Below are 25,361 nucleotides of genomic sequence, written 5' to 3' on the forward strand. Positions count from 1 at the left end.
GGTCCCGGGCCGAACGACCCGTTCGGGACCTTCGGCACCCCCTGCGGGCCCTATGCCCCCCTGCGCCCGGGCCCGGACCCCGGTCAACTGGAAGGGACCGGCCGAACAGCGGGCGGCATCGAGGAGTGGACGGAAGGAGCGGCCGTGGCCCTGGGCAGACGGCGCACGGCACGGGACCGGACGGCGGCCCCGTCCGGAACGGACGCGGTCGCGGCGGCGGCCACGGGCCGGATCGGGAGCGGGGCGCTGGCCGGCGGGCTGGCGCTGCTCACCGCCCTGATCGTCCTCCTGGACCTGGCCGTCGGCGAGGACCTGCGGGTCATCCCCTTGCTGGTGGTCGTCCCGGCGCTGGCCTCGGTCTTCTGCACCCTCCGGCAGACGGTCTGGGTCGCGGTCTGGATCACGGTGGTCGTCGTCGCGTCCGGCCTCGGCGGTGACGGCACTTTCTGGGACTTCGTCTTCGGCATCGGCTTCACCGTCCTCGCCTGCGCCCTCGGCGTCGCCGCCTGCGCGGCCCGCATACGCCACGCCACCGAGGTGGCCCGGCTCCGCTCCGCCGCCGTCGCCCTCCAGCGGCAGATCCTGCGCCCGCTGCCGGTCGTCACCGACCAGGTCTTCGCGTACGGGCTCTACGAGCCGATCGAGGAGGACCGCTTCGTCGGCGGCGACATCTACGAGGTCGTCGAGTCGCCGTACGGGACCCGGGTGATCATCGGGGACGTCCAGGGCAAGGGGCTCGCGGCCATAGGAGCCGGGTTCGCCGCCATCGCCGCCTTCCGCGAGGCCGCGGTCCGCGAGCCGACGCTGACCGGGGTGGTGGAGGCCCTGGAGGACGCCGTCGTCCGGCACAACGTGTTCTCCGCCCAGACCGGCGAGGCCGAACGCTTCGTGACCGCGCTGGTCCTCGGGTTCGACGACGAGGACCGCGTACAGGCGGTCAACTGCGGCCATCTGCCGCCGCGCCTGCTGCACGAGGGCCGGGCCTCCGCCGTCCCGCTGCGCCAGATCTCCGTGCCCCTCGGCCTCGCGGGGCTCAGCCGCGAGACCCGTACGGCGGAATCGTTCGCCTTCCCACCCGGCGCCACTCTCCTGGCCGTCACCGACGGGGTGACCGAGGCCCGTGACGCGGCCCGCGCCTTCTACCCGTTCGACCGGCGGCTGGCCGACTGGGCCGGGCACGGCCCGCGCGAGCTGCTCGACGCGCTCCGCACCGACCTGGAGAAGTTCACCGGAGGGGTCCGGCGCGACGACGTCGCCGCACTCGCCCTGCGCCGCGCCCCGGGCGACGGCGGACCGCGACCGGCCTCCGGGGCCGGGGAGGCCGCCAGGCCGGTCGCGGGTGCGGTCACCGACTGAGGGCGCCGTGACCGACTGAACGGAGAGCCGCCCGATGTCCCCATGAGACTGATGTCGCATGGGGACATTTTCAGGTGTACGGTGCATGTATGAGTCCGGAAGAGAGCACCCCGGAGCGCCCGGAGCGCGGGACAGCTGAACGCAGGGCGCCCGAGCGGCGCAGCCGCAAGGCCCGCCGCACCCGCGACACCCTCGCGCAGGCCGCGTTCGAGCTGGTGCTCGACCGGGGGCTGCGCTACGTCACAGTCGAGGAGATCGCGGAGGCCGCCGACGTCGACCGCCGCACCTTCAGCCGCTACTTCGCGAGCAAGGAGGCCGCGGCCCTCGACTCCCTGCGCGGCGACGGCGACCGGATCAACGCGGCCCTGCGTGCCCGCCCGGCCGAGGAGCCCCCGCTCCTCGCCTACCGGCGCGCCGTCCTCGCCTGGCTGGCCGACCCCGAGGCGGAGCCCTGGCACCGCCGCCCCCGGATCTTCGACCTCCTGGTCGCCGCCGAGGACGAACCGACCCTCTACGCGGCCTTCCACCACATCCGGGTGGACGCCCAGGAGGACTCGATCGCCATCGTCGCGGACCGGCTCGGCGTCGACCCGCGCCATGACATCCGCCCCGCCGTGACCGTGGCGGCGGGCGCGGGCGCGCTCCTCGCGGCCCAGGCCGCCTGGGTGCGCGGCGGACGCCCGGACGCCCTGCCCGCGCTGGTCACCGAGGCGTTCGACGCGCTCTCGGCGGACCTGCTCACGGCACCGGACACCGCAACGGGCCGCCACCGGCCCGGCACTGCAGAAGACAGCGCCACCGAAGACACAGCAGAAGCAGAAGCAGAAGAGGCAACCTCATGAGCACTACCCCCACCACCCCCGCAGCCGAGTTCGCCGGCCGTACCGCCCTCGTCACCGGCGGCGCCTCCGGCATCGGCCTCGCCGTGGCCCGGCTGCTCGCCACGGCCGGTGCGGCCGTCGTCGTAGCGGACTACGACGAGGAGAGCGCCCGCAAGGCCGCCGCCCAGCTGGAGAGCACCGGGGCGCGAGCCGCCGCCGTCCGCATGGACGTCACAGACCCGGCCTCCGTGGAAGCCGGGGTGCGGTTCACCGTGGAGACCTTCGGCGCCCTCCACCTGGCCGTGAACAACGCCGGGATCGCGGGCCCCTCCGCCCCCACCGGGGCCTACCCCGTCGAGGACTGGGACCGGGTCGTCGCCACCAACCTCAGCGGCGTCTTCTACTCGATGCGCCACGAACTCCCCGCCATCGTCGCGGCGGGCGGCGGCGCGATCGTCAACATGTCCTCCATCCTCGGCACCAACGGCTTCGCGGGCTCGCCCGCCTATGTCGCCGCCAAGCACGGCGTCGTCGGCCTCACCAAGAGCGCCGCGCTCGAATACGCCGCACAGAACGTCCGGATCAACGCCGTCGGCCCCGGCTTCATCGACACCCCGCTCCTGCGGAACGCCGACCCCCAGGCCCGCGAGCACCTGATCTCCCTGCACCCGGCCGGACGCCTGGGCACCGCCGAGGAGGTCGCGGAACTCACCGTCTTCCTCCTCTCAGAGAAGGCCTCCTTCATCCACGGCAGCTACCACCTGGTGGACGGCGGCTACTCCGCCCCGTGACGACGGCGCCCGGGTGGCGGACGGGGGAGTCGGGCGGGACAAAGGAGAGAGCGATACGGGCACGGGGGCGAGGGAGCCGGGGGGCAACGAGGGCACGGGGGCAACGAGGGCCAGGAAGAAACCAGCGGGAAGAAGCGAGGAGACCCCATGAAAGCCGTCCAGTACCGAGCCGTCGGCGCCGCCCCCGAGGTCGTCACCGTCCCCGACCCCGAGCCCGGCCCCGGCCAGGTCCTCCTCAAGGTGACCGCCGCCGGTGTCTGCCACTCCGACATCGCGGTGATGAGCTGGACCGCCGACCAGATACCCTTCCCGCTCCCGCTCACCCTGGGCCACGAGGGCGTCGGCACGGTCGCCGCGCTCGGGGACGGCGTGACCGGCCTCTCCGAAGGCGACTCCGTCGCGGTGTACGGGCCCTGGGGCTGCGGGATCTGCGTCAACTGCGCCGAGGGCAAGGAGAACTACTGCCTGCGCGCCAAGGAGCTGGGCATCATGCCGCCCGGCCTCGGCGCCCCCGGCGCCATGGCCGAGTACATGATCGTCGACGACCCCCGCCACCTGGTGCCCATCGGTGAGCTGGACCCGGTGAAGACCGTCTCGCTCACGGACGCCGGACTCACCCCGTACCACGCGATCAAGCGCTCCCTGCCCAAGCTCGTCCCCGGCGCGACGGCCGTCGTCATCGGCACCGGAGGCCTCGGCCATGTCGCGATCCAGCTCCTGCGCGCCATGACGGCCGTACGGGTCGTGGCACTCGATGTCACCGAGGAGAAGCTCGACCTCGCCCGGGCCGTCGGCGCCCACGAGGCCGTCCTCTCCGACGAGAAGGCGGCGGCCCGCGTCCTGGAGCTGACCGGCGGACTCGGCGCGCACGTCGTCCTGGACTTCGTCGGCGCCCCGCCCACCGTGCAGACCGCCGGGGCCGCCGCCCGGGTCGACGGCGACGTCACGATCGTCGGCATCGGCGGTGGCGCGCTCCCCGTCGGCTTCGGGACGCTTCCGTACGGCACCAACGTCAGCGCCCCCTACTGGGGCTCGCGCAAGGAGCTGGCGGAGGTGCTGGACCTGGCCCACGCGGGCGCCGTGGACGTCCACGTGGAGACGTACTCCATCGACGAGGCCCCGCGCGCCTACGAGCGGCTGCACGAGGGCCGGATCAACGGCCGCGCGGTCATCCTGCCGAACGGCTGAGCCGTACCCGTACGTCCGCGAGCGGGGCAGGGAAGAATCCCCGGCCCCGCTTCCCGCACCCCGTTACACTCGATGCCATGGGTTCGTACTACTACTTCCGCTGATTCCCCGGCCCGGACAGCCGCCGCCCGACGCCTGACGTCACCGGCAGGCACCCACCGGCCCGACCGCCGCCGAGCACAGCACCGCCCGTGACCTCACCGGGCGGCCCCCGCTCGTCGCCGTCCCCGGTGTGCCGCTGTCCCTCCGCCGTCCGGACACCCACGTCACGCCCCGCCCTCCCCGCGCGTCCCCGCACGCGCCACCGCGGGCCGGGCACCCAGGAATCAGGGAAAAGGCACCCATGCACCCCCAGCGCGAACGCGCCCAACTGACCATGAAGGACGTCTCCAAGGCGTACGGGGACCGCTCCGTACTCGACCAGGTGACGCTCACCGTCCGCCCCGGCGAGAAGGCCGCCGTCATCGGCGAGAACGGCTCCGGCAAGTCCACCCTCCTGCGTCTGCTGGCCGGGGCCGAGCAGCCGGACAGCGGTGAGATCACCGTCCGCTTCCCCGGCTCCACCGGCTATCTCGCCCAGACCCTCGCCCTCGACCCGGCCGACACCGTGCAGGACGTCGTCGACGCCGCCCTGGCCGAACTCCGCACCCTGGAACGGGCCATCCGCGCGGCCGAGGAGAGACTGTCGGCGGGCGACCCGACGGAGGCGGAACTCGCCGCGTACGGAGACCTCCTCACCGCCTACGAGGAGCGCGACGGCTACCGCGCCGACGCCCGCACCGAAGCCGCCCTCCACGGCCTCGGCCTCGCCCACCTCACCCGGGACCGTGCGCTCGCCACCCTCTCCGGCGGCGAACAGTCCCGGCTGGCCCTCGCCTGCGTCCTGGCGGCCGCCCCCGAACTGCTCCTCCTGGACGAACCCACCAACCACCTGGACGTACGGGCGGTGACCTGGCTGGAGGAACACCTGCGCGCCCACCGCGGCACCGTCGTCGCCATCACCCACGACCGGGCCTTCCTGGAGCGGGTCACCTCCGTGATCCTGGAGGTCGACCGCGATCTGCGCACGGTCACCCGGTACGGGGACGGCTGGGACGGCTACCGTACGGCCAAGGCGGCAGCCCGCCGCCGCTGGGCGCGGGAACACCAGGAGTACCTGGACGAACTGGCCCGTACGCAGGAGCTGGTGGACGCCGCCGGACAGCGGCTCGCGGCCACCGGCAAGGACCCGAAGCAGGGGTTCGGCAAGCACCGCCGCTCCCACGAGGCCAAGCTCTCCGGCCAGGTCAGGGCCGCCCGCACCCGGCTGGAGGCGCTGCGCCGCACCCCCGTACCGCCCCCGCCCAAGCCGCTCGCCTTCACCGGCCGTCCGGCCCTCGCGGGGGAGACCGGGCCCGGCCCCCTGGTGGAGCTGGCCGACATCTCCGTGGGCGACCGGCTCCACATCCCGGCCTTGCGCGTGGAGCCCGGGGCGCGGTTGCTGGTCACCGGGGAGAACGGGGCCGGGAAGACCACCCTGCTGCGGGCCCTCGCCGGGGACCTGGCGCCCGACACCGGGACGGTCGCCCGCCGCGCCCGGGTCGGCTACCTCCCGCAGGAGCTGCCCGCCCGGCCGACCCGGCGCACCCTGCTCGCCACCTACGCGGCGGGCCGCCCGGGCTTCCCGGACGAGTACGCGGACGAACTGCTGGAGCTGGGCCTGTTCCGCCCCGAGGACCTCGGGGTGCCGGTCGCGTCCCTCTCCATCGGCCAGCAGCGCAGGCTCGCCCTGGCCCGGCTGGTGGTCCGGCCGGCCGATCTGCTGGTGCTGGACGAGCCGACCAACCACATCGCGCTCGACCTGGTGGAGGAGGTGGAGACGGCGCTCGCCCAGTACCCGGGAGCCGTCGTGGTGGTGTCGCACGACCGCAGCTTCCGCGCCCGCTTCACCGGTGACGTACTGGAGTTGAGGGCGGGCCGCCCCGCCGCGGACTGTCCCTCCGGGGAAGCGGGCCCGACCCCGCCGGGACTCGCCTACGCCTCCGGGGAGCCGGAGCCCTCTTCGCGTACCCGGTCGCGCAGCCGCGTCACGAAGACCCGCTGACCGGCGATCAGCCGCTCGGCGGCCTGCTCCGGCGTGCACCAGGCGAACCGGTCCATCTCCGGGAACTCCCGCTGCACGCCGGAGCCGCGCGGCCACTCCATCGTGAAGGTCCCCGGCACCACGGCCGCCACGTCCAGCTCCGCCTCCACCGCCCACACGGACACCGTCTTGCCGCTGCGCTGCCGGGCCTCACCGAGCGGCAGCCACACCCCCTCCGGCACCGGCAGCCCCAGTTCCTCCTCGAACTCCCGCCGCGCGGCTGCCGCCGGGTCCTCCTCGGGGCCGTACTCACCCTTCGGCACCGACCAGGCGGCCGCCTCCCGCCCCGCCCAGAACGGCCCGCCCATGTGCCCGATCAGCACCTCGACATCCCGCTCACCTCCCGTACCGGTGGTCCGGAAGAGGAGAAGCCCCGCACTGCGCCTGGTCGCCGCCATGCGGCCCAGTCTGCGGCGGGGCGGGGAGAGACGCGAACGGAGGGGCGGGGGCGATGGAGGCGACGGCTCCGGAACCGCCGGGCGGGATGGAACCGCTTGGGGGGACGGAATCGCCGGCCCCCGCCCGCCCCTCCACCCCTGCTCCTACGTCTTCCGATACCCGTACGCCTCCGAGGCCGCCGCCTCCACCGCGTCGATGTCACCACCGGAGGAGGCCGTCACCACGGCGGCGACCGCGCCCTCCACGAACGGGGCGTCCACCAGCCGTGAGTTCTCCGGCAGTTCGTCGCCCTCCGCCAGCATCGCCTTCACCGTGAGGACCGCGCTCCCGAGGTCGACGAGGACCGCCACCCCGGCGCCCCGGTCGACCGACGCGGCCGCCCGGCCGATGAGTTCGGCGCTGGTGCCGAGACCGCCGTTCGGCAGCCCGCCGGCCGCCGCGACGGGGGCCGTCACCCCTCCGGCGGCCAGCCCCCGGGCCAGCTCGGCCACCGACTCCGCGACCGGGCCGCTGTGCGAGACCAGCACGATGCCCACCTGCGCAGCCTCGCTCATGCCTCCGCACCCCCGGCCCGTGCCGTGTCGGCCAGCGCCTCGACCAGCAGGGCCGCCGAGGTCGCCCCCGGGTCCTGGTGGCCGATGCTGCGTTCCCCGAGATAGCTGGCCCGCCCCTTGCGCGCCTGCAGCGGGATCGTCGCCTCGGCTCCCGCCCGGGCCGCTTCGGCCGCGCCCCGGAAGCAGGAGCCCAGCGCCTCGGCGGCCGGCAGCAGCGCGTCCAGCATCGTCTTGTCCCCGGCCTGCGCCCCGCCCAACTGCCCAACGGCGGCCACGCCCTCCGCGAACGCCCGGGCCAACTGGTCCCGGTCCACCTCGGCGGCCTCGCCGAGCGCCTTGCCCGTACGCCGCAGCAGCGTCCCGTACAGCGGCCCGGACGCGCCGCCGACGGTCGAGATCAGCTGCCGCCCCGCGAGGGTCAGCACCGCTCCCGGGGTGGCGGTCGCGTCCTTGTCCACCGCGGCGGCCACCGCCGCGAAGCCGCGCTGGAGGTTGCTGCCGTGATCGGCGTCCCCGATCGCGGAGTCCAGCTCGGTCAGTCGGCCCGCCTCACGGTCCACCGAGGCCGCGGCGGCGGCCATCCAGCGGCGGAAGAAGTCGGCGTCGAGCACCTGGTCTCCTGTTCCCCGGGCCGGTGAGGCCCGGTGCGTACGGTTGTCCGTGCGACTGCGTCACCGGGAGCGCGGGGCTCAGCGGCCCCAGCGCAGCGCGGGCGTCTCCACGGGCGCGTCCCACAGCCGCAGCAGCTCCTCGTCGATCTGGCACAGCGTCACCGAGCAGCCTGCCATGTCGAGCGAGGTCACGTAGTTCCCCACGAGCGTACGGGCGACCGGCACACCCCGTTCGGTGAGGACCCGCTGCACCTCGGCGTTGAACCCGTACAGCTCCAGCAGCGGGGTCGCCCCCATCCCGTTGACCAGGGCGAGTACGGGGCCGGTGGGGCGGAGGTCGTCCAGCACCGCTTCCACGGCGAAGTCCGCGATCTCGCCCGAGGTCATCATGGGCCGCCGCTCGCGACCGGGCTCCCCGTGGATGCCGATGCCCAACTCCAGCTCTCCGGCGGGCAGATCGAAGGTCGGGCTGCCCTTCGCCGGGGTGGTGACCGCGCTGAGGGCCACCCCGAAGCTCCGCGAGGACCCGTTCACCTGGCGGGCCACCGAGACGACCCGGTCCAGCGGCGCGCCCTCGTCGGCGGCGGCCCCGGCGATCTTCTCCACGAAGAGCGTCGCCCCCGTACCGCGCCGCCCGGCCGTGAACGTGCTGTCGCTCACCGCCACGTCGTCGTCCACCACGACCTGGGCGACCTGGATGCCCTCGTCCTCCGCGAGTTCGGCGGCCATCTCGAAGTTCAGCACGTCACCGGTGTAGTTCTTGACGACGAACAGCACCCCCGCCCCGCTGTCCACCGCCGCGGCTGCCCGCACCATCTGGTCGGGCACCGGCGAGGTGAAGACCTCCCCCGGACAGGCGGCCGACAGCATCCCCGGCCCCACGAACCCGGCATGCAACGGCTCGTGCCCCGACCCGCCCCCCGAGACGAGCCCCACCTTCCCGGCCACCGGCGCGTCCCGCCGCACGACGACCCGGTTCTCCACGTCGACGGTCAGTTCGGGGTGGGCGGCGGCGATGCCCCGGAGGGCGTCGGCGACCACGGTCTCGGGGACGTTGATGAGCATCTTCACGACTGTCTCCCAGGGGCGATGGCAGAGGGCTTCTCGATCTGCTTTTTACTGGTGAAGGGGGATGCGGTGCGGTATCGATACGGGTGATCCTCGGCGTCCGGAAGCTTCGTTAGACGGCGCTCGTGCTGACCGGTTGCCGATCTACCAGACTGCCCGTCACCTGTGGGTCGTGAGGCCTCGGGGCGGCTCGGCCCCGGCTGCCGAACATCTCTCACCGATTCTGCAGACCCATTGTGGCGTGCGCACTGCGTTCGTCGAAGCTGCTGTGAGGAGCATCCGGTCCACACTACGCACGCGACTGCTGCGGCGGGGAGCTACGGGCGGGCGCAGCCCAGGCCCTGGTGTCTTCCCGTTCGGCAACCGAAAGGCGGCAGCCCTGACGTAAGCGGCGGCACTTGCGGATGGTGAGTTTCCGCGGAGAGAGCCGCACCGGTTCGCCGTCGACCGCCCTGAGTGCGTCCACCTGGGGTACGTGGCAGACAGCGTAAGGATGCTCGGGCCTACGATGGGTGGCATGTCGTCCGATGCTGCTGTGTCCTCGGTGTGGCCCGTCCTGCACTACGACGATACGGAGAGGGCGCTGCGGTTTCTGGTTGACGTCCTGGGGTTTGCGCCGGTGGTTGCGGCGCGGGACGAACACGGCGGTGTGGTGCATGCCGAGCTGCGGTGGCCCGGGGGCGGTGCGCTGGTGTTCGGGTCGACCCGGCACACGGACTCGGTGCACGGTGTGATGCGGGCGGGTACCAGCGCGGTCTACGTGGTGAGCGATGACGTGGACGCGGTGCACCGACGGGTCGTCGCCGCTGGGGGAGAGGTCCTCGAACCGCCGCACGAGACCCGGTTCGGGTCGGGTGCTGCGGCGTTCGTGTGCACGGTGCGGGATCCCGAGCACAACCTGTGGACCTTCGGCACCTACCGTGGACCTTCGCCGGAGTAGAGCCTCGAAATGCCCAGGGCCCCGGTGCTGATGCCGGGGCCCTGGGCTGTGGGGCTGCGGGTGCGGGGGTCAGTCAGTGGCTGGTGAGTTCGCCGGTGAGCTTGGAGTGGAGGTCGGCGCTCGGGTCGTTGAGGCCGATGATCTCCACGGTCTTGCCGCGTTGCTCGTACTTGGTCTCGATGGCGTCGAGGGCCGCGACGGAGGAGGCGTCCCAGATGTGGGCGGCGGAGAGGTCCACGATGATCCGGTCGGGGTCGTCGTTGTAGTTGAACTGCCCGACGAGGTCGTTGGAGGAGGCGAAGAACAGCTCGCCGGTCACGGAGTACACGACGCTGCTGCCGTCGGGGTCCGTGACTGCGTGGACGCGGGCGAGGTGGGCGACGCGCTTGGCGAAGATGATCATGGCGGTGACGGAGCCGACGACGACGCCGATGGCGAGGTTGTCGGTGGCGACCACCACGATCACCGTGATGGCCATGACGGCGATCTCCCCGGCGGGCATGCGCTTCAGTGTCTTCGGGGCGATGGAGTGCCAGTCGAAGGTCGCGAAGGCCACCATGACCATGACGGCGACGAGGGCGGCCATGGGGATGTCGGAGACGACCGGGCCGAAGACGATGCACAGCACCATCAGGAACACCCCGGCGAGGAAGGTGGAGAGGCGGGTGCGGGCGCCGGAGACCTTCACGTTGATCATGGTCTGTCCGATCATGGCGCAGCCGCCCATGCCGCCGAAGAAGCCGGTGACGATGTTGGCGATGCCCTGGCCGATGGACTCGCGGGTCTTGGAGGAGTGGGTGTCGGTGATGTCGTCGACCAGTTTCGCGGTCATCAGCGACTCCATGAGCCCGACCAGGGCCATCGCGAACGCGTAGGGGGCGATCGTGGTCAGGGTGTCCATGGTGAAGGGCACGTCGGGCAGGCCCGGCACCGGCAGCGAGGAGGGCAGTTCGCCCTTGTCACCGACGGTGGGCACCGCGATGCCGGCCGCGACCGTGATCACGGTCAGGATGACGATGGACACCAGAGGGGCCGGGATCACCTTGGTGATCCTCGGGAAGAACACCATGAGCGCCAGACCGCCGATGATCAGCGGATACACGGCCCAGGGGACGTCCCGCATCTCGGGGACCTGGGCCATGAAGATCAGGATGGCGAGGGCGTTGACGAAGCCGACCATCACCGAGCGCGGGACGAACCGCATCAGTTTCGCCACGCCGAGGGCGCCGAGGGCGATCTGGATGATTCCGGCGAGGATGACGGCGGCGATCAGGTGGCCCAGGCCGTGTTCGCGGTTCAGGGGGGCGATGACGAGGGCGATGGCGCCGGTGGCGGCGGAGACCATCGCCCGGCGCCCGCCGACGATCGAGATGACCACGGCCATGGTGAACGAGGCGAACAGGCCGACCGCCGGGTCGACACCGGCGATGATCGAGAAGGAGATCGCCTCGGGGATCAGGGCAAGCGCGACGACCAGGCCGGCCAGGATCTCGGTGCGCCAGACCTTCGGGTTGTTCAGCCAGTCCGGGCGCAGACCGCGCAGCCGTCCGGTGGGAGTCAGTACGGAAGAAGACAAGGAAGCAGGCACCTGTCGTGCTCGGGCACAGCCCGCGGGTAAGCCGGGGCATGCGGGAAGGACACGCAGGGGCCGGAGCGGAACCCTGCGGACGGCCCGCGTGGCGGGCCGGAAGCCGAATGAGGGCGGAGCTTGGCGCAGGTGTGCGGCCGACGGCTCACATCGGGGTGCGAAGATTCACGGCGGGCAGGTGGCGGCGATCGGCGTCATCGACTCGCGCACGCTCTGTCTCCTGCAGGAATAGGAACCTTCGCCGGGGGCGTCTGCTGCCCCTGGAACAACAGCCACGGTACGGACCAGCCGCTCCGCACCAGCAACTCTACCCTAACGTTAGAGTGGAGATCGGCGGGTCGTACCGATGCGGGCCGCCGCGACGAGAAGGGCCGGGGCCACAGGCGTGGACGACGAGCACATGCAGATCGGCGAAGTCGCCGCGCGGACCGAGCTGTCCCTGCGCACCATCCGCCACTACGAGGAAGTCGGGCTCGTCACCCCCTCCGCCCGCTCCCAGGGCGGATTCCGCCTCTACACCGAGGCCGACGTCGCCCGGCTCATGGTCATCCGCCGGATGAAGCCTCTCGGCTTCACCCTGGACGAGATGCGCGACCTCCTCGACATCACCGACCGCCTCGACGCCGCCCTGTCGGGCGACAGCGGTGAACGCGAAGCGCTCCTGGAACGCATGAGAGCCTACGAGCGGGCCGCCGCCCGGAAGATCGACGACCTGCGCACCCAGCTGACCCGCGCGGAAGACTTCGCCGAAACCCTCCGCACCCGCCTCCGGGACGCTCCCGGCGAGGCGCCGCTGCCCGCGCTGCGGGACTAGGGCCTGTCGTCAAACTGCCGCCTGCCGTGCGACGCCCGGCACGCACGCTCGCGGCGTTGCCGAAATGCCCTGGTAGCTCCGCTACAAGACCATTCCGGCGCCTTGCGATCGCACGCACCGGACGCCGCACGGCCGCCCTTCGGGCAACGACGGCAGTTTGACGACAGGCCCTAGTCTCCTGAGTCAGGAATTCTGTTCAGATATGAGGCGAGGCGTTCGAGGATCTCGTCCGCGGTCTTGGTCCAGATATAGGGCCTGGGGTCGGTGTTCCAGGCTGCGATCCAGGTCCGGATGTCCTTCTCCAGGGCCTGGACGGTCTTGTGGACGCCTCGCCGTATCTGTTTGTTCGTCAGCTCGGCGAACCATCGCTCCACCAGGTTGAGCCAGGACGACCCGGTCGGTGTGAAGTGCAGGTGGAACCGGGGGTGGGCCAGCAGCCAGGTCTTGATGGCCGGGGTCTTGTGGGTGGCGTAGTTGTCCAGCACCAGGTGGACCTCGAGGCCGTCCGGCACTTCCCGGTCGAGCTTGATGAGGAACTTCTTGAACTCCTCGGCGCGGTGGCGGCGGTGCAGGGAACCGATGACCTTGCCGGTGGCGACCTCGAGTGCGGCGAACAGGGTGGTGGTGCCGGCACGGACGTAGTCGTGCGTGACGCGTTGCGGCACTTTGGGCATCATCGGCAGCACCGGCTGAGAGCGGTCCAGGGCCTGGATCTGCGACTTCTCGTCGACGCAGAAGACCAGGGCCCGCTCGGGCGGGTCCAGATAGAGGCCGACGACGTCGTGGACCTTGTCGACGAAGTACGGATCCGTCGACAGCTTGAACGTTTCCGAGCGGTGCGGCTGCAGGCCGAACGCCCGCCAGACCCGCGATACGGTCGACTGCGACAGACCCGTCTGCTTCGCCATCGACCGCGTCGACCAGTGGGTCGCGTTCTTCGGCGCCGACTCCAGCGTCTTGGTGACCAATGCGGCCACCCGCTCGTCGGTCACCGTCCGGGGACCGCCCGAGCGGGGCATGTCGCCCAGGCCGGCGATCCGGTGCTCGACAAAACGCGCACGCCACCGGCCCACCGCATGCGGCGTCGAGCCGAGCCGGACAGCAACGTCCTTATTCGAAGCGCCCTCCGCGCAGGCCAGGATGATCCGACAGCGCAAGGCCCACGCCTGCGGCGTGGACCGACGCCGCACCCACCCTTCGAGCGCGGCCCGTTCCTCACCCGACAGGATCAACTCGGCCTTCGGCCGCCCAGTACGCGCCACAGGCCAAGCCTATACATCTGAACAGAATTCCTAACTCAGAAGACTAGAGCTCCGATGCTTCTGAAGTAAGTGCTTCAGCGCATTCTGCTGGGCTGTCGAGCCCTGGCCGGCCCTCTCGCCCGCCTTGGAATGATGGCGGCCGCGCGCACTTCTCGATGCGCGGAGAGCCTTCCCGGAGCTCGTGCGCGGAGTTGTTCGGCCGGGACGTTCAGACAGCTGCCGGGGTCATCTCGGGTTCCGCGCCCGCCTCGGTGTCGGTGAGAGCCGCGAGGTAGCGCTCGGCGTCCAGGGCTGCGGCGCATCCCGAACCGGCAGCGGTGATCGCCTGGCGGTAGGTGTGGTCGACGACGTCTCCCGCACCGAAGACGCCGGGGATGTTCGTGCGGGTCGAGGGGGCCTCGACCTTCAGGTATCCCTCGTCGTCCAGGTCCAGCTGACCGGCGAAGAGTTCCGTGCGGGGGTCGTGGCCGATCGCGACGAACAGGCCCGTGGCGTCCAGGTCGCGCGTCCGGCCGCTGAACGTGTCGCGCAGGACGAGGCCTGACAGCGCGCCGTTCTCCTCCTTGATCTCTGCGATCTCGCTGTCGAAGGCGAAGGAGATCTTGTCGTCGGCGAACGCGCGGCTCTGCATGGCCTGGGAGGCCCGCAGCGTGCTGCGGCGGTGGACGACCGTGACGGAGCGGGCGAACCGGGTGAGGAACGTGGCTTCCTCCATCGCGGTGTCGCCGCCGCCGACGACCACGATGTCGCGGTCGCGGAAGAAGAAGCCGTCGCAGGTCGCGCAGTAGGAGACGCCGCGGCCCGACAGCTCGTCCTCGCGCTCCAGATTCAGCCTGCGGTGCTGCGATCCGGTGGTCACGATCACGGCGCGGGCCCGGTGGACCGCTCCGCTGCTGTCGGTGACCGTCTTGATGTCGCCCGTGAGGTCGACGGCGACGATGTCGTCGGGGACCAACTCGGCGCCGAAGCGTGTCGCCTGGGCCCGCATGTTGTCCATGAGGTCCGGGCCGACGATGCCCTCGGGGAAGCCGGGGAAGTTCTCCACTTCTGTGGTGTTCATGAGCGCGCCGCCCGCGGTCACCGAGCCTTCGAAGACCAGCGGCTTGAGGTCGGCGCGCGCCGTGTAGAGGGCGGCGGTGTATCCGGCAGGGCCGGAGCCGATGACGATGACGTTCCGGACGTCCGTGTCGGCGCTCACTTGGACGTCTCCGGCGCGATCTCCTTGATCAGGCCCTCGACCATGACCTTGATCTCGTCGCGGATCGGGCGGACCGCTGCCACACCCTGGCCGGCCGGGTCTTCCAGCTTCCAGTCGAGGTAGCGCTTGCCGGGGAAGACGGGGCAGGTGTCGCCGCAGCCCATGGTGATGCAGACGTCCGACTCCTTGACCGCGTCGACCGTGAGGATCTTGGGGGTCTCGGCGGAGATGTCGATGCCGACCTCTGCCATCGCCTCGACAGCGGCCGGGTTCACCGCGTCACCCGGGTTGGATCCGGCGGAGCGGACCTCGACGCGGTCCCCGGCGAGATGGGTGAGCCAGGCGGCGGCCATCTGGGAGCGGCCGGCGTTGTGGACGCAGACGAACAGGACAGAGGGCTTCTCGGGCATCAGGAGGTCTCTCTCGTCATAGGGTCGAATCAGGCGCACATGACATCAGCACCTGGTGGCGTCAGTGGCAACTGATGTGAGAGTATCAGCCCATGATGACGTCAGTCGACACTGAACTGGTTCGGGTGCTGGGCGATCCGCTCCGCCTCCGGATCGTGACCCTGCTCGCCCGCGAGACGCTGTGCACCACCCACCTGGTGGAGGAGACCGGTGCGAAGCAGACGAACCTCTCCAACCACCTGAGGGTCCTGCGCGAGGCAGGAGTGGTGGAGACCGAACCGTGCGGGCGCTTCACGTACTACAAGCTCCGCCCGGACGTCATCGCCCAGCTCGCCGGCCAGTTCGCCGATCTGGCCGAGTCCGCTCGTACCGCCGCCGAGAACAAGAGGGCCTGTCCGTGACCCCCACGCAAGCACCCGCGATGACCGAGGAGTCCTCGGTCGTGCAGAGGCTGTCCATCCTGGACCGCTTCCTCGCCGTCTGGATCCTCCTGGCCATGGCTCTCGGCCTCGGCCTCGGTCGGCTGATCCCGGGGCTGAACGACGCCCTGGCGAAGGTGGAGGTCGGCGGTATCTCGCTGCCGATCGCCGTCGGTCTGCTGATCATGATGTACCCGGTACTGGCCAAGGTCCGCTACGACAAGCTCGACGTCGTCACCAGGGACCGCAAGCTGATGGTCTCCTCGCTGGTCATCAACTGGATCATCGGCCCGGCCGTCATGTTCGCCCTGGCCTGGATCTTCCTGCCGGACCTGCCCGAGTACCGCACCGGCTTGATCATCGTCGGCCTCGCCCGCTGCATCGCCATGGTCATCATCTGGAACGACCTCGCCTGCGGCGACCGCGAGGCCGCAGCCGTCCTCGTCGCCCTCAACTCCGTCTTCCAGGTCATCGCCTTCGGCCTTCTCGGATGGCTCTACCTCGACCTGCTGCCAGGCTGGCTCGGCCTCGGCGAAGGGGAGACGCTCGACATCTCCATGTGGAAGATCGCCCTCAACGTCGTCATCTTCCTCGGCGTGCCCCTGCTCGCCGGCTTCCTCACCCGCCGCCTCGGCGAGAAGAAGATGGGCCGCGAGTCCTACGAGGCGAAGTTCCTGCCGAAGATCGGCCCCTGGGCCCTCTACGGCCTGCTCTTCACGATCATCATCCTCTTCGCCCTCCAGGGGAAGACGATCACTTCGCAGCCTCTGGACGTGGTGCGGATCGCGCTTCCGCTCCTGGTGTACTTCGCGATCATGTTCTTCGGCAGCTTCGTGATCGGCAAGGCGATCGGCCTGGCCTACGACCGCACCACGACACTCGCCTTCACGGCCGCCGGGAACAACTTCGAGCTCGCCATCGCCGTGGCCATCGCCACGTTCGGAGTCACCTCGGGTCAGGCGCTCTCGGGCGTCGTCGGCCCGCTCATCGAGGTCCCGGTTCTCATCGCCCTGGTGTACGTGGCGCTGGCCTGGCGCAAGAGGTTCGCCCCGACCGCGATCACCACCAGCACCACGCAGCACTGATGTACCGCCTCGGTTCCCGCCCGCATCCCGCCGTCCGCCCCACGGCCCACCTCGCCGTGCGCCCGGCGGCGGAAGCTGCGCCGCGCAGGGGTGGGGCGGGAGCCGAGACGCTCGCCGTCGGTCCGGGGGCGGTCCGGTGACACACGCGGTGGATGTGGACGTGGTGGTGATCGGCGGCGGCCAGGCGGGCCTCTCCGCCGGTTACCACCTGCGCCGCCAGAACCTCGACTTCGTCATCCTCGACGCCCAGCCCTCACCGGGCGGCGCGTGGCAGCACACGTGGGACTCGCTCCGCCTGTTCTCCCCGGCCGCCTACTCCTCCCTGCCGGGCTGGCTGATGCCCTCCCAAGACGGGTGGGAGTACCCGGACGCGCGCCACGTCGTCCAGTACCTGAGTGCGTACGAGGAGCGCTACGCCCTTCCCGTCGAGCGACCGGTCCAGGTCAGCGCAGTACGCCGTGACAAGGAGCGGCTGCGGGTGGAGACGGACGCGGGTGTCTGGTCCGCCCGCGCGGTCGTCTCGGCGACCGGAACCTGGTGGCGGCCCTTCCTCCCTGCCGTACCCGGCCGCGAGACCTTCACCGGCCGCCAGCTCCACACCGTGCAGTACCGCAACCCTGACGACTTCGCGGGACGGCGGATCATCGTGGTCGGAGGAGGCAACTCCGGAGCCCAGATCGCCGCCGACCTCGCCCCGCACACCGACCTGACCTGGGTCACCCAACGGCCCGCACGCTACCTGGCCGACGACATCGACGGCCGTGCCCTTTTCGACGCTGCCACGGCCCGCCGCCGCGCGCTGGACACGGGGGACACCGACACGGGGGGCGTCGCCTCGCTCGGCGATATCGTCGCCGTCGCGCCGGTCCGCGCCGTACGGGATGCCGGCCTCCTCAAGGCCCAGCCGATGTTCGCCCGTCTCACCGAGAAGGGCGCGGAGTGGGCGGACGGCACCAGAGCGGAAGCTGCCGAAATCATCTGGTGCACCGGCTTTCGCCCCGCGCTTTCCCACCTTGCCCCGCTGGGCCTGCGAGGCGAACGCGGCCGCATCCCCACCCACGGCACTCGTGCCGTCGACGAACCTCGCCTGCACCTCCTCGGCTACGGCGACTGGACGGGTCCCGCATCGGCCACACTGATCGGCGTCGGCCGCCCGGCCCGGGACGCCGTCCGGGAGATCGCCGCCCTGCTGGGCTGATGCCTCCCGGCCGTGCTCAGGATGCGTCGAGGGCTGCGCTGTCCACTCGGCGCGCCACGACGCTGAAGGCCACGAGATGTTCCGGGGTCCCGCCACCACGGAGGTGCTGGACTCGCTGCTCCGAGTGGCCGGAGAGTCGCCCATCGCGCTGAACGACGAGCTGGTGCCCTACTGCGAGCACGCGGCGGCCGACGCCGCCGCGCCGCCCGTGGACATCGACACCGAACGCGTCGGCCCGGGCGGCCACCGGTTCTTCACGCCCCTGCTTCCCCAGGTCCCGGCCGGCGCCGGACAGGCCAACGCCCATACAGCCACCCGGACTCGTTGTGCAGCGACGGCGTGATACTCACCCCGAACCACAGCGGCAGCCGCCCCTGGGACACCACGTTGGTGAGGGGCCTGCGCCCCAGCCACCTCACCTCCGAACAGGTGATCGGGTTCGAGGAGCTGCGGCCGCAGAGCGGCAATGCCTGAGACGTCAGCGGCGCGGCGCTGGCAGGCGGTGAAGGAGCCAGGTGGCGTCACGCCCCACTCCACGCAGCGTCTTCGACGAGAAGCTCCGCTGGAAGTCCATGCCGACGAAGCCCAACCCCTTCACCGTGGTGGACAAGCCGCCGCGGTGAACGGGCGCTCCCGCCGCGTCCAGGGCTCCCGAGCCAGTCAGGTAGCTGAACACGGGGCGGTAGCCGGTGGCGAAGACGACCGCGTCGACGTCCTCCTTGGACCCGTCGGCCCACAGGACACCGCCGGTGGTGAACCGGCTGAACATGTCGCGGCGGTCGACGCCGTGCCCGTCGAGTGCGGCGCGGTAGTGCCCGTCGTCGATCACGGACACGGGGACCTTCGCGAGCAGACGGCGGATCGGTGCGATGTCGACCCGGGAGTACTTGAGCCACCAGTGCAGATCCCGGCCCAGCGGCTTCTGGGGAGTCCAGCCGACCGGGCGGCGGGTGGCGAGGGTGGTGTCGGCGACCGGGCCGAGTTCGGCGGCGATCTGGATCGCGGAGTTTCCTCCGCCGACCACGATCACCCGCTGCCCGGCGAACGCGCCGGGGCTGCGGTAGTCGGCGGCGTGCAGGACACGGCCGCCGAACCCCGGGTGTCCCTGGATATCGGGGGAGAACGGTGTGCCGTAGTCGCCGGTCGCGGCGATCACCGCAGGGGCGGTGAACTCCCGTCCGTCCTCGGACCGCACCCTCCACACGCTGTCCTGGCGGATAGCGGAGGCGACGACCGTCGAGGTGCGGATCGAGGCGGGCAGGCGCTCGGCGTAGGCGCGCAGGTAGTCCACGACTTCGTCGCGGCGCGGGTAGCGGTCCGGGTCGCCGGGGAACCGCATTCCGGGCAGGGAGGAGTACCGGGCAGGGGAGAAGAGGGTGAGGCTGTCGTAGTAGCGCGGCCAGGCCCCGCCCGGCTCCTCGGCGCTCTCCAGGACCAGCACCCGGGCGAAGCCGTGGCGCGGGGCGAGGGCGGCTGTGGCGAGACCGGACTGTCCGGCACCGATGACGATGAGATCAGCGTGCTCCATGAGAACCTGGACCTCTCACAATGAGTCGTTGTTTCGGGAAGTAACGAAATGTGGGGTGTGGGGCGTTGACGGAGGACAGGGGTGAGGGGGCCGTGCTCGATCCGGCGACGGCCGACTTCCTCAAGGCGCTGGCGAGCGAGACCCGCCAGCGGGTGATGTTCCAGTTCGCCGGTGGTGCCGAGCTGATGGTCGGCGAGGTCGCAGAACGGTGCGGACTGAAGGCGTCGACCGCCTCGGAGCACCTGAGCCTGCTGCGCCGGGGAGGGCTGGTCGTCGCCCGCAAGGAGGGCAGGCAGGTGTTCTATCGCGCCGACGGCGCGGCCATGGCCGAGCGGCTCTCCGACCTTCAGGCGTACCTGGCGGTCTGCTGCCCGCCCGGAACCGTCTGCTGACGCCGGACGGGGGCAGGCCGACAGTTCATCTGCGGGCGGCCGGGCGGAGGTCGAGCATGGCGGACATGGCGGCCACGACGGAGGGTGCGACCTGGTAGTAGACCCACGTTCCGCGCCGCTCCGAAGTCAGGAGCCCTGCCGCGCGGAGCTTTTTCAGGTGGTGGGAGACGGTCGGCTGGGAGACGCCGACGTCCTGGATGTCGCAGACGCATGCCTCTCCCCCCGGATGCGAGGCGACTTTGGAGAACAGGCGCAGCCGCACCGGGTCGGAGAGCGCCTTGAACATCGCGGCCATCCGCTCCGCGTCCGGGGCGGACAGCTCCCCGGCGGTGAGGGGCGGGCAGCACGGCACCACCGCTTCCGGGTCCGGCACCGGCGACTCGGCAACCTCAGAATTCGACATATGTCTATGTTGACGCTTGTCGATGTGAGTGGCAAGCTCCAAACATAGACAGCAATCGAAACAGCAGCCGACCTGCCGCCTTTTCCCGGAGGAGATCACCGCCATGACCACCACCCCCGAGGGCCTGCCGGTCGCCGTGATCGGCGCGGGTCCCGCCGGCCTTGCCGCCGCCGCCCACCTCACCGAGCGCGGCCTCCTCCCGCTCGTCCTGGAAGCCGGCCCCGCCGCCGCGAGCGCCGTCCGGGAATGGGCGCACGTACGCCTCTTCTCCACCTGGGGTGAGCTGATCGACCCGGCCGCCGAGAAGCTGCTGGCCCCCACCGGCTGGACCCGCCCCGACGCGGCCACGTATCCCTCCGGCGGGGACTGGGCCGAGCAGTACCTGCAGCCGCTCGCCGACGCGCTCGGCGACAGGGTCCGCCTCGGTGCCAGGGTGACCGGCGTCTCGCGCACCGGCCGCGACCGGATCGTCGACGCCGACCGCGAGCGGCAGCCGTTCGTCGTCCACATCGCCCACGCCGACGGCCGCGAGGAGCGGGTCTTCGCCCGCGCCGTCATCGACGCGTCCGGCACTTGGTCCACGCCGTCCCCGGCGGGCGCCTCCGGCCTGCCCGCCCTGGGCGAGGAGGCCGCCGCCGACCGGATCACCTACCGCGTCCCCGACCTCCAGGACCCGGCTGTCCGCGCCCGCTACGCGGGGCGCCGCACTGCCGTCATCGGCTCGGGGGCCTCGGCCTTCACCGCCCTCGCCTCCCTCGCCGGCCTGGCGACGGCCGACGACGGCGCGGGCACGAAGGGGGTGTGGGTCCTGCGCCGGGGCATCTCCGGCTCCACCTTCGGCGGCGGCAGCGCCGACCAGCTCCCCGCCCGCGGAGCCCTCGGCCTCGCGGCGAAGGCCGCCGTCGACGAGGGGCACGCGGACGCGGTCACGGGATTCCGTACCGAGGCGATCGAACGCGACACCGACGGCCGCCTGGTCCTGGTGGGCGAGGACGGACGCCGCCTGGATCCGGTCGACGAAGTCATCGTGCTGACCGGCCTCCGCCCCGACCTCGGCTTCCTTGGCGAGCTCCGCCTCGGCCTCGACGATCGGCTCCAGGCCCCCACCGGGCTCGCCCCCCTGATCGACCCCAACCAGCACTCCTGCGGCACCGTCTACCCGCACGGCCACCGCGAACTCTCCCACCCGGAGGCCGGGATCTACCTGGTCGGCATGAAGTCCTACGGCCGCGCCCCCACCTTCCTCGCCATGACCGGCTACGAGCAGGTCCGCTCCGTCGCGGCCGCCCTCGCCGGAGACCTGGAAGCCGCCGACCGTGTCGAACTCACCCTGCCCGAGACCGGAGTCTGCGGCGGAGCCGGACTCTTCGACGCCCCGGACGCGGCCAAGACCGATGCCGGAGGCTGCTGCGCGACGCCGGAACCGGCCCTCGTGCAGCTCGGCGTCGGCAAGCCTGTCACGGCGGAGTCGGCCGATGAATCGCCGGCGGGTGGTTGCTGCGGCTCATGACCGACCTCAACACTCCCGAGCGCGGGGCCGTGACCGGGACGGGGGTCCGGTCACGGCCCCGCGCCGCGCTGCCCGCGCTGTGCGTCACGCAGATCACCAGCTGGGGCGTCGTCTACTACGCGTTCCCCGTCCTGAACCCGCAGATCACCACCGCCACCGGCTGGCCCGCCGGGGCGACCACCGCAGCCTTCTCCGCCGCCCTGCTCGTCTCCGCCCTCGCCGGGATCCGTGTCGGCCGGATCATCGACCGCCACGGCCCGCGTACCGTTATGACCACCGGCTCGGTCCTCGGCTTCCTGAGCGTCCTCATCATCGCCTCGGCACCCAACCTGCCCGCCTTCACCGCCGGCTGGCTGCTCGCCGGACTCGCGATGGCAGCCACTTTCTACCAGCCGGCCTTCGCCGCCCTGACCCGCTGGTGGGCACCCGACCACGTCCGCGCGCTCACCATCGTCACGCTCGCGGGAGGCCTGGCCTCCACCGCCTTCGCACCCCTGACCGCCACCCTCGCCGATCACCTGTCGTGGCGTGCCACCTACGCCGTCCTCGCCCTGATCCTCGCCGCGGTGACCATCCCCGCCCACGCCCTGGCACTCAGAGCCCCCTGGCCCAGAGCCTCCGTCTGTACCGGACCCCACAACGGCGGTGCCGTGGAGAAGGTCGCACGCACGCGCCCCTTCTGGATGCTCGCAGCCACCCTGACGCTGTCCGCCTTCACCGTCTCCGCCGCCGTCATCGCTTTCGTCCCCCTCATGGCCGAACGCGGCTACACGAGCACCGAAGCAGCCTGGGCACTCGGACTCGGCGGCGCCGGACAAACCCTGGGCCGAACCCTCTACGCCACTCTCGCTCGCCGCACCAGCCCCACCACCCGCACCGTCACGCTTGTCGCACTCGGCGCCCTCACCACCGCAGCCCTTGCCGTCACCTCGGGCCCCTACGCGATGCTGGTCGCTCTCTCCGTCGCAGCAGGAGCCGTCCGCGGCAACCTCACCCTCCTCCAGGCAACCGCCATCACCGACCGCTGGGGCACCACCCACTACGGCCGCCTCTCCGGACTCCTCGCAGCCCCCACCACCACAGCCGCCGCCATCGCCCCCTTCGCCGCCACCGCCGTCGCCCCACCACTCGGCGGCTACCCACAGCTCTTCATCGCCCTCGCAGCACTCTCCGCAGCCGCCTGCATCACCGGATTCAGGACGACACCCGGCCGAGCCAGGAGCAGCGGGCCGGCACCGGGCACGAACAAGCTCCTCCCGAAGTGAGCACACACCTGGCCGGACCGGCCAACCACGGCGCTCGGTCACAGCCGGCCCCGGAGCTTCCCGAGGTGGACGGATTCCGTGCCAGCACCGGGTTCGGCATCGAGGGAGCCCGCCGCTCCGCCCGTGCGTCGTCGCCGACCGCAGCCTCTGCGCCGGGCGGAGCGCGGCCTCCTCCGAGCGCCTGGCCCGGCGCATCGACGCGGACGCCGACGCGACGGCGGCGCGACGGCGCCGGCCATGAACTCCCGATGGTTTCCGTGCCGGATTGCGGAGGAGGAAGGCGGAACGAACTATGGAAACCCGGGCATGGGTGCCGGGGTATCCGTAGTCGTGCCAGGCCGGTGAGACCGACGGCAGCACACGGGGGAGGACCCACGCCGATGAGACTCACGGTGGTACGTCGGTGAGCCCCGCGATCCGTGGCACCCGTGCGACCGCGAACAGGGCACCCGCGCGTGCCCGCGACAGGGAGCTGACATGAGCGACCTTCCCCCTCCGATCACGCCCTACCTCGAACCCGCCGCCAAGGAGCTGTGCGAGGCCACGGATCCGCACCCCCGGATCTACGAGGTGCCCCCGGAGAAGGGCCGCGACATCCTGCTCGGCCTGCAGAGCGACGAGAGCGTCCCCCGCCCGGACGTCGACGAGGAGTGGGTCGACGTGGACGCGGGCCAGTGGGGCACGGTCCGTACCCGGATCATCCGGCCCGAGGGGGCCACCGGGCCGCTGCCGGTGGTCTTCTACATCCACGGCGCCGGCTGGGTCTTCGGCGACGACAGGACCCACGACCGGCTCTTCCGCGAACTCGCCGTCGGCGCCGGTGCGGCCGGGGTCTTCCCCGTCTACGACCGGGCGCCCGAGGCCAGGTACCCCACCCAGGTGGAGCAGAACTACGCCGTGGGCCAGTGGGTCCTGGAGCACGGTGCGGAACACGGCCTGGACACCTCGCGGATCGCCGTCACCGGTGAGTCGGTCGGCGGCTGCATGTCGGCGGTGTTCGCGCTGATGAACAAGGAGCGCGGCGGGATCGGCCTCAAGGCGCAGGTCCTGCTGTACCCGGTGACCGACGCCGACTTCGACACCCCGTCGTACCTCCGGTTCGCCGAGGGCTACTACCTCACCCGCGACGGCATGAAGTGGTTCTGGGACGCCTACATCCCCGACCCCGCCCGGCGCACCGAGGTGTACGCCTCCCCGCTGCGGGCCTCCCTGGAACAGCTCAAGGGGCTGCCCACCACCCTGGTCATCACCGACGAGGCCGATGTCCTCCGCGACGAGGGGGAGTTGTACGCCAACAGGCTGCGGGAGGCCGGTGTGGACGTGACCTCCGTCCGGGTGGCGGGTATGGTCCACGACTTCCTGCTCCTGGACAGCCTGCGCGACACCCGTGCGGCCCACGTCGCCCGCAAGCTCGCCGTCGACGCCCTGAGGACGGCCCTGCACGGAGGCTGAGCGGGTGGGACGGCGGCCCGGGACCGACAGTGCTCCGGCCATCGGCCCCGGGCCGGCCTCCGCCCCTCGACCGGCCACGGAACGCCCGGGCCGGCCGCCGCCCCCCGACAGGCCACCGAACCGCCCCCCGCCCCGGGGCCCGTACGCCGAGCTACGCCATCGTGTCGTACGTGTAGTGCCGGGTGTGATCCAGCATGTCGGCGGGCGTCACGTCGTTCCAGGGGCGCATGACGTCATCCAGGCCCACGACGTTCCTGGTCCTCGCGGCCGGCAGGTAGGTGGAGCGGGGGTGGCGTGCCTGCCACTGGGCCCAGAGCCGGTCGATGAACGCGTGGTGCAGCCAGAAGACCGGGTCGTTGGGCGAGGCGCCGGTGGCCATCTGGCCGCCCACCCACACGTGCACCCGGTTGTGGAGATTGACGCCGCGCCAGCCTTCGAGGTGGTTGCGGAAGCCGTCCGACGCGCTGTTCCAGGGCGCGGTGTCGTACGTGGGCATGGCGAGGACCGATTCGACCTCCGCCCGGGTCGGCAGTTGCGCTACGCCGGAGCCGAGGGCCCGGCGGAGGAAGCCGCGCCCGTCGACCGTCACCGTGACCGGCCATCTGCCGCTGCTGACGGCGAACGGCCCCTCGGCGACCTGCCCGTCCCTGGCACGGCCGGTGCCGCCGAGGAAGTCCGGTGCCCACAGGGAGGACGCGACGGTGCGGTCCACCGTCCAGTCCCAGTAGGGCAGGGCGACGGCGGGGTCGATCTCCTGGAGCGCCTGCTCGAACTGTATGAGGAATCTGCGGTGCCAGGGCAGGAAGGAGGGCGACCGGTGACCCACCCGGTCACCGTTGTCGGTGTCGCTCATGATGAAGGCGTTGTGCGTGGTGACGAACGAGTCGTAGCGGCCGGTGCGCTTGAGCTCCAGGACGGCGTCGACGAAGGTGCGCTTCTCGGCGGCGGTCAGGCTCGCCTGGTTCTTGCGTACGGTCATGAGGGTGC

General features: G+C 71.6%; 27 protein-coding genes. 16 read left to right on the plus strand and 11 right to left on the minus strand.

Features of this window, described 5'->3' with window-relative positions:
• Positions 1-144: 144 nt before the first annotated feature.
• The 5 genes from DJ476_RS32600 (at position 145) to abc-f (ending at position 6,239) form a co-directional block, all read left to right on the plus strand.
• Complete coding sequence (locus DJ476_RS32600) at positions 145-1,356, plus strand: PP2C family protein-serine/threonine phosphatase (protein WP_112492195.1); 1,212 nt, start codon at positions 145-147, stop codon at positions 1,354-1,356.
• A gap of 89 nt (positions 1,357-1,445) precedes the next feature.
• On the plus strand, positions 1,446-2,198 hold the full coding sequence (locus DJ476_RS32605) for a TetR family transcriptional regulator (protein ID WP_112492196.1): 753 nt from the start codon (positions 1,446-1,448) through the stop codon (positions 2,196-2,198).
• Positions 2,195-2,968: an SDR family NAD(P)-dependent oxidoreductase gene (locus DJ476_RS32610; RefSeq protein ID WP_103419113.1), complete on the plus strand. Its 774-nt coding sequence runs from the start codon at positions 2,195-2,197 to the stop codon at positions 2,966-2,968. Before DJ476_RS32605 ends, DJ476_RS32610 begins: the two co-directional genes overlap by 4 nt.
• Positions 2,969-3,115: 147 nt before the next feature.
• Positions 3,116-4,156: an NAD(P)-dependent alcohol dehydrogenase gene (locus DJ476_RS32615; RefSeq protein ID WP_112492197.1), complete on the plus strand. Its 1,041-nt coding sequence runs from the start codon at positions 3,116-3,118 to the stop codon at positions 4,154-4,156.
• Between the two features lie 343 nt (positions 4,157-4,499).
• Positions 4,500-6,239 (plus strand): ribosomal protection-like ABC-F family protein, encoded by a 1,740-nt coding sequence (gene abc-f / locus DJ476_RS32620; protein ID WP_112492198.1) that lies wholly within the window; start codon positions 4,500-4,502, stop codon positions 6,237-6,239.
• Here abc-f and DJ476_RS32625 read toward each other — a convergent pair.
• The 4 genes from DJ476_RS32625 to dhaK all read right to left on the minus strand — a co-directional run bounded on the left by DJ476_RS32625 (position 6,170) and on the right by dhaK (position 8,913).
• The gene (locus DJ476_RS32625; RefSeq protein WP_112492199.1) at positions 6,170-6,676 is read right to left on the minus strand and encodes an NUDIX domain-containing protein; all 507 of its coding nucleotides are present in this window, start codon (positions 6,674-6,676) and stop codon (positions 6,170-6,172) included. The genes abc-f and DJ476_RS32625 overlap by 70 nt on opposite strands.
• A 144-nt stretch (positions 6,677-6,820) precedes the next feature.
• Complete coding sequence (locus DJ476_RS32630; protein WP_103419109.1) at positions 6,821-7,231, minus strand: PTS-dependent dihydroxyacetone kinase phosphotransferase subunit DhaM; 411 nt, start codon at positions 7,229-7,231, stop codon at positions 6,821-6,823.
• Positions 7,228-7,842 (minus strand): dihydroxyacetone kinase subunit DhaL, encoded by a 615-nt coding sequence (dhaL, locus tag DJ476_RS32635; protein WP_112492200.1) that lies wholly within the window; start codon positions 7,840-7,842, stop codon positions 7,228-7,230. Before dhaL ends, DJ476_RS32630 begins: the two co-directional genes overlap by 4 nt.
• Positions 7,843-7,920: 78 nt before the next feature.
• Complete coding sequence (dhaK, locus tag DJ476_RS32640; RefSeq protein WP_070203091.1) at positions 7,921-8,913, minus strand: dihydroxyacetone kinase subunit DhaK; 993 nt, start codon at positions 8,911-8,913, stop codon at positions 7,921-7,923.
• 514 nt (positions 8,914-9,427) lie between these two features.
• Between dhaK and DJ476_RS32645 the strand changes: the two genes are divergently transcribed.
• The gene (locus DJ476_RS32645) at positions 9,428-9,850 is read left to right on the plus strand and encodes a VOC family protein (protein ID WP_112492689.1); all 423 of its coding nucleotides are present in this window, start codon (positions 9,428-9,430) and stop codon (positions 9,848-9,850) included.
• A gap of 73 nt (positions 9,851-9,923) precedes the next feature.
• Here DJ476_RS32645 and DJ476_RS32650 read toward each other — a convergent pair whose 3' ends face one another.
• Positions 9,924-11,426, minus strand: coding sequence for a SulP family inorganic anion transporter (locus DJ476_RS32650; RefSeq protein WP_112492201.1), 1,503 nt, complete (start codon positions 11,424-11,426; stop codon positions 9,924-9,926).
• A gap of 397 nt (positions 11,427-11,823) precedes the next feature.
• Here DJ476_RS32650 and DJ476_RS32655 point away from each other — a divergent pair, with 397 nt between their 5' ends.
• Positions 11,824-12,252 carry a MerR family transcriptional regulator gene (locus tag DJ476_RS32655; protein WP_162638821.1) on the plus strand — a complete coding sequence of 143 codons (429 nt, stop codon included), beginning with the start codon at positions 11,824-11,826 and terminating at the stop codon, positions 12,250-12,252.
• A gap of 170 nt (positions 12,253-12,422) precedes the next feature.
• Here the strand turns inward: DJ476_RS32655 and DJ476_RS32665 are convergent, their stop codons facing one another.
• The 3 genes from DJ476_RS32665 to DJ476_RS32675 all read right to left on the minus strand — a co-directional run bounded on the left by DJ476_RS32665 (position 12,423) and on the right by DJ476_RS32675 (position 15,122).
• Positions 12,423-13,514, minus strand: coding sequence for an IS630 family transposase (locus tag DJ476_RS32665; protein WP_112492202.1), 1,092 nt, complete (start codon positions 13,512-13,514; stop codon positions 12,423-12,425).
• 208 nt (positions 13,515-13,722) lie between these two features.
• Positions 13,723-14,712, minus strand: a complete 990-nt coding sequence (gene trxB, locus DJ476_RS32670) for a thioredoxin-disulfide reductase (RefSeq protein WP_103416921.1) — start codon at positions 14,710-14,712, stop codon at positions 13,723-13,725.
• Positions 14,709-15,122, minus strand: a complete 414-nt coding sequence (locus tag DJ476_RS32675) for an arsenate reductase ArsC (protein ID WP_070203087.1) — start codon at positions 15,120-15,122, stop codon at positions 14,709-14,711. The genes trxB and DJ476_RS32675 overlap by 4 nt, the downstream gene beginning before the upstream one ends.
• Before the next feature lie 92 nt (positions 15,123-15,214).
• On the opposite strand from DJ476_RS32675, the gene DJ476_RS32680 reads away from it, so the two are divergent.
• The 5 genes from DJ476_RS32680 to DJ476_RS35900 all read left to right on the plus strand — a co-directional run bounded on the left by DJ476_RS32680 (position 15,215) and on the right by DJ476_RS35900 (position 18,298).
• Positions 15,215-15,523: an ArsR/SmtB family transcription factor gene (locus tag DJ476_RS32680; RefSeq protein WP_070199682.1), complete on the plus strand. Its 309-nt coding sequence runs from the start codon at positions 15,215-15,217 to the stop codon at positions 15,521-15,523.
• Positions 15,520-16,626 carry an ACR3 family arsenite efflux transporter gene (gene arsB / locus DJ476_RS32685; protein WP_112492203.1) on the plus strand — a complete coding sequence of 369 codons (1,107 nt, stop codon included), beginning with the start codon at positions 15,520-15,522 and terminating at the stop codon, positions 16,624-16,626. The genes DJ476_RS32680 and arsB overlap by 4 nt, the downstream gene beginning before the upstream one ends.
• 136 nt (positions 16,627-16,762) lie before the next feature.
• Positions 16,763-17,824: an ArsO family NAD(P)H-dependent flavin-containing monooxygenase gene (locus tag DJ476_RS32690; protein WP_162638823.1), complete on the plus strand. Its 1,062-nt coding sequence runs from the start codon at positions 16,763-16,765 to the stop codon at positions 17,822-17,824.
• 76 nt (positions 17,825-17,900) lie between these two features.
• Positions 17,901-18,167 (plus strand): hypothetical protein, encoded by a 267-nt coding sequence (locus tag DJ476_RS32695; RefSeq protein WP_112492204.1) that lies wholly within the window; start codon positions 17,901-17,903, stop codon positions 18,165-18,167.
• Positions 18,164-18,298, plus strand: coding sequence for a hypothetical protein (locus DJ476_RS35900; RefSeq protein ID WP_275539261.1), 135 nt, complete (start codon positions 18,164-18,166; stop codon positions 18,296-18,298). Before DJ476_RS32695 ends, DJ476_RS35900 begins: the two co-directional genes overlap by 4 nt.
• A gap of 4 nt (positions 18,299-18,302) precedes the next feature.
• Here DJ476_RS35900 and DJ476_RS32700 read toward each other — a convergent pair whose 3' ends face one another.
• Complete coding sequence (locus DJ476_RS32700) at positions 18,303-19,352, minus strand: flavin-containing monooxygenase (protein ID WP_112492205.1); 1,050 nt, start codon at positions 19,350-19,352, stop codon at positions 18,303-18,305.
• Between the two features lie 65 nt (positions 19,353-19,417).
• Here DJ476_RS32700 and DJ476_RS32705 point away from each other — a divergent pair, with 65 nt between their 5' ends.
• On the plus strand, positions 19,418-19,744 hold the full coding sequence (locus tag DJ476_RS32705) for an ArsR/SmtB family transcription factor (protein WP_241565468.1): 327 nt from the start codon (positions 19,418-19,420) through the stop codon (positions 19,742-19,744).
• A 25-nt stretch (positions 19,745-19,769) separates the two neighbouring features.
• Here the strand turns inward: DJ476_RS32705 and DJ476_RS32710 are convergent, their stop codons facing one another.
• The gene (locus DJ476_RS32710) at positions 19,770-20,147 is read right to left on the minus strand and encodes an ArsR/SmtB family transcription factor (protein WP_103416925.1); all 378 of its coding nucleotides are present in this window, start codon (positions 20,145-20,147) and stop codon (positions 19,770-19,772) included.
• Between the two features lie 103 nt (positions 20,148-20,250).
• Between DJ476_RS32710 and DJ476_RS32715 the strand changes: the two genes are divergently transcribed.
• The 3 genes from DJ476_RS32715 (at position 20,251) to DJ476_RS32725 (ending at position 24,374) form a co-directional block, all read left to right on the plus strand.
• Entirely contained in the window at positions 20,251-21,657 is a 1,407-nt protein-coding gene (locus tag DJ476_RS32715) for an NAD(P)-binding domain-containing protein (protein WP_112492206.1), read from the plus strand.
• Positions 21,654-22,922: an MFS transporter gene (locus DJ476_RS32720; RefSeq protein ID WP_112492690.1), complete on the plus strand. Its 1,269-nt coding sequence runs from the start codon at positions 21,654-21,656 to the stop codon at positions 22,920-22,922. Before DJ476_RS32715 ends, DJ476_RS32720 begins: the two co-directional genes overlap by 4 nt.
• 477 nt (positions 22,923-23,399) lie before the next feature.
• Positions 23,400-24,374, plus strand: coding sequence for an alpha/beta hydrolase (locus DJ476_RS32725; RefSeq protein ID WP_112492207.1), 975 nt, complete (start codon positions 23,400-23,402; stop codon positions 24,372-24,374).
• Positions 24,375-24,525: 151 nt separating this feature from the next.
• Here DJ476_RS32725 and melC2 read toward each other — a convergent pair whose 3' ends face one another.
• A complete protein-coding gene (melC2, locus tag DJ476_RS32730; protein ID WP_103416929.1) occupies positions 24,526-25,353 on the minus strand; it encodes a tyrosinase MelC2 in 828 nt (275 codons plus the stop codon).
• Between the last annotated feature and the right edge of the window lie 8 nt (positions 25,354-25,361).

Source organism: Streptomyces bacillaris (assembly GCF_003268675.1).
In the GTDB taxonomy this organism is placed as follows: domain Bacteria; phylum Actinomycetota; class Actinomycetes; order Streptomycetales; family Streptomycetaceae; genus Streptomyces; species Streptomyces bacillaris.